Raw genomic sequence first — 10,443 nt, forward strand, 5'->3', positions numbered from 1 at the left:
ATGGAGGAGCAGGGGACCGTTACCCTCGATTTTTCCATGGCCCTCTGTCTGTATACCTCGATCTTCACCGATACCGGCTCCTTCCGTTATTCCAATACAACACCGCAGGCCATGGCTTTTGCCTCGGAACTGCTGGCCTATGGTGTCGATTCCTGGATGGTGGCGGAGCAGGTTTATGAATCCAAGTCCTTCCCCGTATTAAAACTGACGGGTACCTTCCTGGAGTCGCTTGGGGTCAGCCGCCGGGGGCGTTTTGCCTGGGGAATCATCCGGCAGGCGGACCTGAAGGCGACCGGGACACGGGAAGAGCATACCGACGGTTTCGTGAACTATCCCCGTTCGATCCGGGGAGTGGAGGTCGCCATTCTCTTCCGGGAGGTTTCCGGCACGTCCGTCAAGATCAGCATGCGTTCCAAGGGAAAGGTGAATGTGGCGGCCGTGGCGGAAAAATTCGGCGGCGGCGGACACCACAATGCCGCCGGCTGTGTCCTCGAGGGAACACTGCCCGAAGTCACCCGGCGCGTGCTGGAAATCGTCGGCGATTCTCTGGACGATGAGGTCGATCCCGTCTGAGCGTACTCTTCCGAATCCTTTTCACTGTAGGGTTCCATGCCGCAAAAAAACATATCATCCATGGGAGCAGGGGCGCCGTTCGAAGGGATACTCGTGGTGGATAAACCGGCCGGCTGGACCTCTCACGACGTGGTGGCCAAATGCCGGGGGGTGATCGGGATCCGGAAGATCGGCCATGCGGGGACGCTGGATCCTGAGGCGACGGGGCTTCTTCCTCTCTGTGTCGGCCGGGCCACCCGGATTGTCGAATACCTGATGGATCTACCGAAGAGCTATGCGGTTCGGATGAAATTAGGCGTGGAGACCGACACGGAAGATGCCGCCGGGCAGGTGATTGCCGAACACGATCTTGCCGAGATTACGGAATCTGCGGTTCGCCTCTGCCTGCAACGTTATCGCGGGGAACGGGAACAGGTTCCTCCCATGTTTTCCGCCCTCAAGCAGGGAGGGAAACGGCTCTACCAGTATGCCCGGGCAGGGAAGGTCGTGGAACGGAAACCGCGCAAGGTGATCTTCTATGAAATTGCCGATCTTGTTTTTGATCTTCCTTTTTTAACCTTTCGTGTTCGCTGTTCCCGGGGGACCTACGTCCGATCCCTCTGCCGGGACCTCGGACGGGATCTCGGGGTGGGGGGACATCTGACGGCCCTCCGAAGGACGGAGAGCGCCGGTTTTGTCGAGGCCGATGCCGTTCCGCTGAGTCGTCTGCTGGAGATGGATCGACGGAAAATCCCGGGATTGCTGTTTCCGATCGACCGCCCTCTCGCCGGGATGCCGCGCCTGACCGTCCGACCGGATGGTGAGCGCAGGATCTCCCGGGGACGGATGTTGTCGGACGAGGACTTGCAGGCGGGGGAGGCGGAAAGGATCGTCGCCGGACGGGTGCGGGTCTATGGTCCGAACGATCGGTTTCTGGCGATCGGGGAATGCGAATTTACCCCCGCAGGTCATTTGCGGGTGATCCCGAAAAAGGTCTTCTGCCTGCCGTCATAATTCTCTTTACTTCCCTGCCTCAATATGCTAAAAATCAATCGGTAAATTACTGTGTGCTTGTTATTGGAACTTGCACAATTCAAGTGAATCATTCACGGAAAGGAGCGGAAGAAAAAAGCAATGACTTTAGTCAAAGAAGACAAGAAGGAGATTATCGACGATTACAAGCGTCACGACAACGACACCGGTTCGCCCGAAGTTCAGATTGCAATCATCTCGGAACGGATCAAGTATCTCACGGAGCATTTTAAAACCCATAAGAAAGATCATCACTCCCGGCGCGGTTTGCTGAAACTGGTCGGGAAACGACGAAGACTTCTCGATTATCTGATCAAGAAAGATATCAGCCGTTATCGTCAAGTCATCAGCCGGCTCGGTATCCGTCGGTAATTTTTCAGCCTGCACCTCTGCCACAGATGGACACAGGTGAGGATCGGCACGGTTTCTTTTCCTGCAGCGTCGGTCCTTGGCTGCGTTTATCTGTGGTCCCTTTTGCAGGCGTTTACGTATTTTTCCGCATGCCGGGGAAATGCAAAGGAGCACAGATAAGCTTATGAAACAGACTGTTGAGATTGAAGTCGGGGGCAGACCCCTTATCATAGAGACGGGCAACGTGGCCAAACAGGCCAATGGTGCCGTCATGATGACCTACGGAGAGACGGTAGTGTTGGTGACCGCCGTATCCGCAACGACCGCGCGGGAAGGGACCGATTTTCTCCCCCTGACCGTAAATTATCAGGAAAAATTCTACGCCGCCGGAAAGATCCCCGGGGGCTTTTTCAAACGGGAAGGGCGGCCCACCAACATGGATACGCTGACTTCCCGATTGATTGATCGTCCGCTTCGTCCTCTCTTTCCGGACAACTACTTCTTTGAAACCCAGATCATTGCAACGGTTCTTTCCGCCGATGATGAGAATTGTCCCGATACCCTGGCCCTGACCGGGGCTTCAGCCGCCCTGGCGATTTCCGACATCCCTTTTGCCGGACCCGTCGCCGGTGTTCGTGTCGGCCGGGTCGATGGAGAACTGATCGTCAACCCGACATTTGCGCAGTTGGAGGAGAGTGACCTGAATCTGACCGTCGCCGGGACTCGGGAAGCCGTGACCATGGTGGAAGCGGGGGCCGATGAGCTGTCCGAAGAGAACATGATCGAGGCGATCGAATTCGCACACCGGGAGATCGTCCGGATTGTGGAGATCCAGGAGGAACTGCAAAGCAAGATTGCGCCGGTCAAGCGGGTTGTGGAGGCGCCTGCCCCGACGGAAGAGGAAAGGAAACTTGAGGAAGAGATCCGGGCCGTTGCCACGGAAAAGATTCGTGCCGTGAATACAGTACCGGAAAAACATGACCGGCAACATGCCTTGGACGCGGTCGTCGATGAGATTGTTGCGCAATTTGGTGATGAAGAGGGAAACCGCAGGGGGTTTATCCGGGAGGTCTGCGAGGAGATCGAAAAGGAAGATCTCCGGCGGCTGATCCTCAAAGAGAAAAAGCGTGTCGATGGACGTGCTCTGAACGAAGTACGTCCGATCACCTGCGAAATCGGTTTTCTGCCCCGCGTCCACGGCTCGGCTCTTTTTACGCGGGGAGAGACACAGGCGATTGTGACCACAACACTGGGGACTTCTTCGGATGAGCAACGAATCGATGCCCTTCAGGGGGAATCGACCAAACGGTTTCTGCTTCATTACAATTTCCCGCCTTACAGTGTGGGGGAGGCAAAATTTCTCCGGGGGCCCGGTCGTCGTGAAATCGGCCACGGGGCGTTGGCGGAACGGGCTCTTGTTTCACAGATCCCTGATGACGAACGTTTCCCCTATACCCTGCGGGTGGTGTCGGAGGTGACCGAATCGAACGGTTCCTCTTCCATGGCGACGGTTTGCGGCGGGACGCTCTCTTTGATGGATGCCGGCGTGCCGCTTCGTGCACCGGTCTCCGGGATTGCCATGGGCCTGATCAAGGAAGGGGACGAGGTGGCCATCCTTTCCGATATTCTCGGGGTGGAAGATCACCTCGGAGATATGGATTTTAAGGTGACCGGCACCTCAAAAGGGATTACCGCTCTCCAGATGGACATCAAGATCGCCGGTGTGAATCGGGAGATCCTGACGCGTGCGTTGGCCCAGGCGAAGGAAGGGCGTGCCTTTATTCTCAACAAGATGCTGGAGTCGATCCAGTCGCCCCGGAAAGAGATCTCCCCGCATGCGCCGCGGATCACCACGATTAAGATCCATCCCGACAAAATCCGGGATGTCATCGGACCCGGGGGAAAGATGATCCGGAGTATTGTGGAACGGACCGGCGCCAAGATTGACGTAGAGGATGACGGCAGTATCAAGATCGCCACGGTCGATTCCGAGGCCAGCGCAAAAGCGATCAAGATTATTGAGGATTTAACCCAGGAAGCGAAGGTCGGGAAACTCTATATGGGGACGGTACGGAAGATCATGGATTTCGGTGCCTTTGTGGAGATCTTTCCCGGTACCGACGGCCTGGTGCATATCTCGCAATTAGCCGAACACCGTGTGAACAAGGTCCAGGACATCCTCAAGGAAGGGGACCAGGTCATGGTCAAGGTGCTGGAAATCGACCGGCAGGGGAAGATCCGGTTGAGCCGGAAAGAGGCGATGCAGGATCAGAAAGGTAAATAGCCAGGATGATGGAATGTCCCGTGGAGGAGGTGAAAGCCTCCTCTTTTTTTTCCTGCGAAAATATAGAGAACAAAAGAGAACCATGAAAAATAAAACACAGCAGGGGTTGTTTCGGAAGACCGTTCTGCCGAACGGTCTGACCGTGCTGACCGAAAAGATGCCCCATGTCCGCTCGGTCTGCATCGGTATCTGGGTCCCGACGGGAAGTCGTTTCGAGACAAAGGAGAAAAACGGGATCTCCCACTTCCTGGAGCATATGTTCTTCAAGGGAACGGAGAAACGGAGTGCCCTGGATATAGCGATGGAAGTCGATTCCCTGGGAGGGGAGATGAATGCCTTTACCTCCAGGGAACAGACCACCTACTACATCAAGGTTCTCGATACGCACCTCCGGCTGGCCCTGGATATCTTGACCGATATTTTCCTGCATTCCACACTGGATGCGAAGGAACTCGAGAGGGAACGACAGGTTATCCTCGAAGAGATCCGGATGCAGGAGGACCAGCCGGAAGATCTGGTCCATGACGTGATGAATGAGATGATCTGGCCGGATCAGGCCCTCGGTTTTCCTGTGGCCGGCCGGGAAGAGAATGTGATTGCACTGAACCGGGAGGATCTGGTCGCATACGTCCGGGAGATGTACAACCGTGAGAAACTGGTGATCTCCTGTGCGGGCAACATCGAGCATGAAAAATTCGTCGCGGATATCGCCGAATATTTCAAGGACTTTTCTTCTATGGAAAAGGCTCGGGTCCCGGTTCCTCCCCGTTTTGTGCCGGGCATGAAAGTTCTGACCCGTGAACTTGAACAGGTTCACCTCTGCCTCTCCCTGCCCGGTGTTGCTCAAGCCGATCCGGATCGCTTCGCATTTTATATTCTGAATACACTCTTGGGCGCCAACATGAGTTCCCGTCTTTTTCAGGAGGTTCGGGAGAAGAGGGGGTTGGCCTATTCCGTCTATTCTTACCTGTCGAGTTACCGGGATGGGGGGAATCTGACCATCTATACCGGGGCCAACCGCGACCGTATCCGGGAGGTTCTTGAAGTGATCCGCGTGGAACTGGACCGGATTGCTCGGCACCCCGTTACGGCGAAGGAGTTGCACCGTGCCAAGGAATATATGAAAGGCGGGCTCATGCTCAGCCTTGAAAGCTCCTCCAGTGTGATGAGCCGGATCGCCAAGCAGGAAATCTCACTGGAGGGTTATCAGAGTGTGGATGAGATTGTCCGGCAGGTTGAAGCCGTGACAGCGGACCGCATCCGGGAGATTGCGGCAAAATGCTTTCAGAAAGACAGGATCGCTCTGGCAGCGATCGGCCCCGTTGAGGAGAAGGACCTGCTTCAATGAAAAAGATACGTGTTCCCGTCTGCAAAAGTGAAGCGTGCAACGATCTTCCCTATCCGGCCTACATGACCGCCCAGGCCGCGGGAATGGACTTGTACGCATCGGTGGAGCAGGAGGAGATTCTCCCGCCCGGGGGGCGTGTAAGGATTCCCACGGGGATCTTCATTGCACTGCCTTCCGGTGTGGAGGCCCAGATCCGCGCACGAAGCGGGTTGGCCTTTAAACACGGGATCGGTCTCGTCAATGGTCCCGGAACGATCGATGCCGACTATCGGGGGGAGATCGGGGTCCTGTTGGTTAATCACGGTTCCGACCCCTTTCCGATTCACCGGGGCGACCGGATTGCACAGATGGTCATTGCTCCCGTACTCCAGGCTGAATGGGAGGCCGTGAAAACACTGCCCGAATCGGAGCGCTCCGACGGCGGGTTCGGACATACGGGGCATGCTGCCGAATCCCCCATGCGGATCCCCATCAAAAAGGAAGAGATTGAAGAGAAGGCAAAAAAAATCGGATGGATCTTTCTCGATGTAGACGGCGTGCTCACCGATGGCCGGATTACCTATGACAGCCGGGGAGATGAACTCAAGACCTTTTACGCCCGGGACGGTCACGGGATCAAACTGGCGCAACGCGTCGGGATCCGTTTTGCCCTGATCACCGGCCGGGAATCCCGGATCGTCAATCGTCGTGCGGCCGAGCTGGGGATCCGGGAGGTCCACCAGGGATCACTCCGGAAGCTTGACGCTTATCATGAGATCACCGGGCGTCTCAAACTCTCCGATGAAGAAATTTCCTATGTCGGTGACGACCTGATCGACCTTCCGGTCATGCGGCGGGTTGGTCTTTCCGCCGCTGTCGCCGATGCAGACCCGGAAACCCGTGACCAGGCGGACCTCATTCTTACCCAACCCGGCGGCCGGGGCGCCGTCAGGGAATTCATCGAACTCATCCTCAAGGCCCGGAACAAGTGGGTCGAAGCGACGAAACGCTATTATCCCTGAGAAGAGTTCTTTCCCTCGTGTTTTTCTCCTTTGTTTACTCCTGATCATCCTTTCGCGACGGTTTCGGCGATGAAGAGGGTCATAATCATATTGAACCCGAAGATGAAGATGGAGAGGACCTCAAGGAGCCCGGAGAGGATGAAAAGAGTATAAAGGGAATCTCCCGGACCGTTCTGTCCGGTGATTGCAATTCCGGCCAGACCGATGAGTCCCGCATTGGCAAGCCAGAATTGCAGCTCTCCTAAGCGATTGCTGAAAAGAGGTTTTCCCGAGAAGCGGGGGAGGATATGATAACCGACGCCATAGATAAGCATCGACATCCAGCCTAAAAGATTCAGATGTACATGCGCGAACCGGAGATTTCCCGATCCCGGATGTACGATCATGAAGACTCCCAGTGCACTTGCAATCATCAGATAAATGATTCCCATCAGGATGAACCGTTTGACGAATCCTTCCATTTTTTCTCCTCCTTATATGGTTTGTATCTCTTCCATCCTCGATTAATGAGCTTTCTTTTCTATCTTATCCCGGCAAAACAGACCTCTCTGTGATACAAGTCACGGTTTGGTCCACTTGCCGATGTTATAGTTGAATGGTAAACTCATACCGCAAAAACCATTTCTTTGCAATACATTCCAGCGGATCATGCGGGAAAGGAGGTGAGACCGGCGGGAGAAACGAAATTTCCGGAGGCAATCGTTACTGGAGCTGATAAGGAGATGAAAGATGACAAAAAATAGTGCAAGGAACCTGTTCTTTATCGGGACCTTTGTCTGCATGGTGGCTTTTTTTGCCCTCTCGATTCATACCATGTCGACCATACCGAAATTTACCCATTCGGATAAATTGACGGATGACGTTGTTGCGGGGAAGAAGGTTTGGGAAAAACATGACTGTATCGGCTGCCATACGCTGATCGGAGAGGGATCCTATTATGCGCCGGAGCTGAAGGATGTTTACAGCCGCAAGGGGCCTGCCTTTATCCGTGCCTTCCTGAAGGATCCGGTGAAAACCTGGTATGGAAGCGCCGAGGCGGCGGTGGGGCAGCGCAAGATGCCGAATCTTCATCTGTCGGATCAGGAGATTAATCATCTGATCGCATTTTTTGCGTGGGTGGACAAGATCGATACGCACAACTGGCCGCCGAGGGCGAAGAAGGGATCGATACAGGCGGCAGGACCGGCAGCTATGGTCGCCGGGGCGACAGCACAGTCGGCGATGGACCCGCAGGTGCAAAAGGGGGAGGCCCTGGTGCAGGCGAAGGCCTGTACGGCCTGTCACAAGATCAAGGGGGCGGGCACTACGGTCGGTCCCGACCTGACCGGGGTGACGAAACGGCTTGATATCGAAATCATCCGGAAGCGGCTCCACGATCCCCGTTCGGTGAAGCCTGATTCGATCATGCCCAACTTCGGTTTCTCCGATACCGAGGTCGAGGCGATCATTGCCTATCTCAAAACCCTATAGGAGGAGACGAGAATGAAATATCAAAGCCATAGTGTGGCCTACAACCATTTCGTGGTGGCCCTCCTGCTCTTTGCGCTTCAGGTGATCGCCGGACTTTTCATCGGGGTTCAGTATGTCTTCCCGGATTTTTTCTATCAGGTAATCGATTTCAATGTCATGCGGACGATTCATATTAATCTGCTTATCGTCTGGATCCTGATCGGTTTCATGGGGGCATCGTACTATCTTGTTGTGGAAGAGTCGGAGACCGAGGTCTGGAGCCCGGCCCTGGCGAACATCCATCTTGCGGCTTTTGTCATCGGCGGTGTGGCCGCCATCGTGGGATACCTCTTCGGCTGGACCGACGGTCGGGAGTTTCTGGAACAGCCCTTTATTATCAAGTTGGCGATCACCGCTGTGGTTCTGGCCTTTGTCCTGAATATCATCATGACGATCATCAAAGGGGGGCGATGGACTTCGATCCAGATTGTCCTTGTCATGGGACTTGTCGGCGCGGCCCTCTTCTTCCTGCCGGCCATGGGGAACGATGTGGGGCTCTTGAACAATCTTGCCGTCGACAAGTTCTTCTGGTGGTGGACGGTGCATCTCTGGGTGGAGGGGGTCTGGGAGCTGATTATGGGCGCCATGCTTTCCTTCCTGCTGTTGAAACTGACCGGGGTGGACCGGGAGGTCCTTGAAAAATGGCTCTATGTGATCGTAGGGCTTACCTTTTTCTCCGGAGTCCTCGGAACGGGACACCATTACTACTGGGAAGGATATCCTTCCTACTGGCTCTGGATCGGCGGGATCTTTTCCGCCACCGAACCTCTGGCTTTTCTCGGTATGACGATCTATGCCTTTACCATGATGGAGCGGGCGGGGCGGACCCATCCGAACCGGGTGGCGATCTATATGACCCTGGGGTGTGCCATCTTCGCTTTCATCGGTGCCGGTGTCTGGGGGGAGATCCATACCATCCCGATGATTAACCGGTATACCCATGGGACGCAGCTCACGGCCTCTCACGGGCATATTGCTTTCTTCGGCGCCTATGCCATGATCGTGATTGCGATGATGGCTTATGCCATCCCGGAGATGAAGGGGTACGAAAGTTTTAACAAACGGACGGGACTGACCGCCTTCTGGCTCATGGTCATCGGAATGTCGGATATGACCCTGGCCCTCTTCGGCGCCGGTGTGGTGCAGGCCTTTATGGAACGATACAATCATGTTCCTTACCTGGAGGTGCAGAACCAGATGTGGCTCTTTTATGCCGTCCGTCTGGCCGGAGGGGTCGTCTTCGCTATCGGCGTTGTCTACCTGATCAAAGCCTTCTTTGAGCCGGGCGAGAAGCGCACGGCGTAAAACCTTCGTTGTCAGCGGTCGGCTTCCAGCCGTCACTCCAGGGGCGTTTGACGTCCTGACGGAGAGCCGGACGCCGACCGCCGGCAACATCCTGTAAGGATACAACCCGTGAATTCAGAGATAAAAGAGATTCGGCAAGCGAACCCGGATGAAGAAGGTGTCCCTTACTACCTACCTTCCGGTGACGAGGAATCGGTTTTTAAAGCCGCCTGGCGAAAGAAACTTCCTCTCCTTCTCAAGGGGCCGACGGGGTGCGGGAAAACCCGGTTTGTCCGCTACATGGCACACCGTATGGGAAGGCCGCTGGTGACCGTTGCCTGCCATGACGATCTGACGGCGAGCGATCTGGTAGGGCGCTATCTCGTGAAGGGCGGCGAGACGGTCTGGATCGACGGTCCCCTGACCCATGCCGTGCGGACAGGCGCAATCTGTTATCTTGATGAGATCGTCGAGGCACGGCAGGATACGACCGTTGTGATCCATCCCCTGACCGACGACCGGCGGATCCTTCCGGTGGAAAAGACCGGTGAACTCTTGCAGGCCCCGGATGATTTCATGCTGGTGATCTCCTTTAACCCCGGTTACCAGAGCCTGCTGAAGGATCTGAAGCCGAGTACCAAGCAGCGTTTTGTCGCCCTCGAGTTCAACTTTCCGGAAACCGCCCGGGAGGAAGAGATTGTCGTCCACGAAGGGGGAGTTGATGAGAAAACGGCCCGTGCCCTGGTTCTTCTGGGAGGCAAGATCCGGAATCTCAAGGACAAGGGTTTGGACGAGACGGTTAGCACCCGCCTTCTTGTCTATGCGGCGCAGTTGATCGAGGATGGAATTTTACCCCGCCGGGCCTGCGAGATCGCCATGCTGCAACCGATCACCGATGAGCCGGAGGTGAAGCGGGGTATCTACGAGCTGATCACGTCGGTGTTTTAAGACCAGGGGCAAAGGCACAGAGGCAAGGGCAAAGGCATGAACCACGGGGGACACGGGGGACACGGGGAGTGACGGGGAAGGCAAGAAAATTAAAGTACGGGTTTTTCCTATGCTCCCCCGTAGGGGGAGAGTAA

Annotated in this window: 10 protein-coding genes; 9 read left to right on the forward strand and 1 reads right to left on the reverse strand. The window is 55.6% G+C overall.

Annotated elements, in window-relative coordinates; genetic code table 11:
- The 6 genes from GXP58_09530 to dut form a co-directional block, all read left to right on the forward strand.
- A partial coding sequence (locus GXP58_09530) for a bifunctional oligoribonuclease/PAP phosphatase NrnA (GenBank protein ID NOY53845.1) occupies positions 1-573 on the forward strand: 573 nt, incomplete at its 5' end.
- 36 nt (positions 574-609) lie between these two features.
- Positions 610-1,566, forward strand: coding sequence for a tRNA pseudouridine(55) synthase TruB (gene truB / locus GXP58_09535; protein ID NOY53846.1), 957 nt, complete (start codon positions 610-612; stop codon positions 1,564-1,566).
- A 120-nt stretch (positions 1,567-1,686) separates the two neighbouring features.
- The gene (rpsO, locus tag GXP58_09540) at positions 1,687-1,956 is read left to right on the forward strand and encodes a 30S ribosomal protein S15 (protein ID NOY53847.1); all 270 of its coding nucleotides are present in this window, start codon (positions 1,687-1,689) and stop codon (positions 1,954-1,956) included.
- A gap of 163 nt (positions 1,957-2,119) precedes the next feature.
- Complete coding sequence (gene pnp, locus GXP58_09545; GenBank protein ID NOY53848.1) at positions 2,120-4,219, forward strand: polyribonucleotide nucleotidyltransferase; 2,100 nt, start codon at positions 2,120-2,122, stop codon at positions 4,217-4,219.
- An 82-nt stretch (positions 4,220-4,301) separates the two neighbouring features.
- Entirely contained in the window at positions 4,302-5,567 is a 1,266-nt protein-coding gene (locus tag GXP58_09550; GenBank protein NOY53849.1) for an insulinase family protein, read from the forward strand.
- Positions 5,564-6,568, forward strand: a complete 1,005-nt coding sequence (gene dut, locus GXP58_09555; protein ID NOY53850.1) for a dUTP diphosphatase — start codon at positions 5,564-5,566, stop codon at positions 6,566-6,568. Before GXP58_09550 ends, dut begins: the two co-directional genes overlap by 4 nt.
- Before the next feature lie 44 nt (positions 6,569-6,612).
- Here the strand turns inward: dut and GXP58_09560 are convergent, their stop codons facing one another.
- A complete protein-coding gene (locus GXP58_09560; GenBank protein NOY53851.1) occupies positions 6,613-7,029 on the reverse strand; it encodes a hypothetical protein in 417 nt (138 codons plus the stop codon).
- Positions 7,030-7,297: 268 nt separating this feature from the next.
- Here GXP58_09560 and GXP58_09565 point away from each other — a divergent pair, with 268 nt between their 5' ends.
- From GXP58_09565 to GXP58_09575, 3 genes are all read left to right on the forward strand, one after another.
- Positions 7,298-8,038 carry a c-type cytochrome gene (locus GXP58_09565; GenBank protein ID NOY53852.1) on the forward strand — a complete coding sequence of 247 codons (741 nt, stop codon included), beginning with the start codon at positions 7,298-7,300 and terminating at the stop codon, positions 8,036-8,038.
- Positions 8,039-8,050: 12 nt separating this feature from the next.
- On the forward strand, positions 8,051-9,382 hold the full coding sequence (locus GXP58_09570; protein ID NOY53853.1) for a nitric-oxide reductase large subunit: 1,332 nt from the start codon (positions 8,051-8,053) through the stop codon (positions 9,380-9,382).
- Positions 9,383-9,502: 120 nt separating this feature from the next.
- Positions 9,503-10,309 (forward strand): AAA domain-containing protein, encoded by an 807-nt coding sequence (locus GXP58_09575; GenBank protein NOY53854.1) that lies wholly within the window; start codon positions 9,503-9,505, stop codon positions 10,307-10,309.
- The last annotated feature ends 134 nt before the right edge of the window (positions 10,310-10,443 follow it).

This window comes from Deltaproteobacteria bacterium, from assembly GCA_013151235.1.
In the GTDB taxonomy this organism is placed as follows: domain Bacteria; phylum CG2-30-53-67; class CG2-30-53-67; order CG2-30-53-67; family CG2-30-53-67; genus JAADIO01.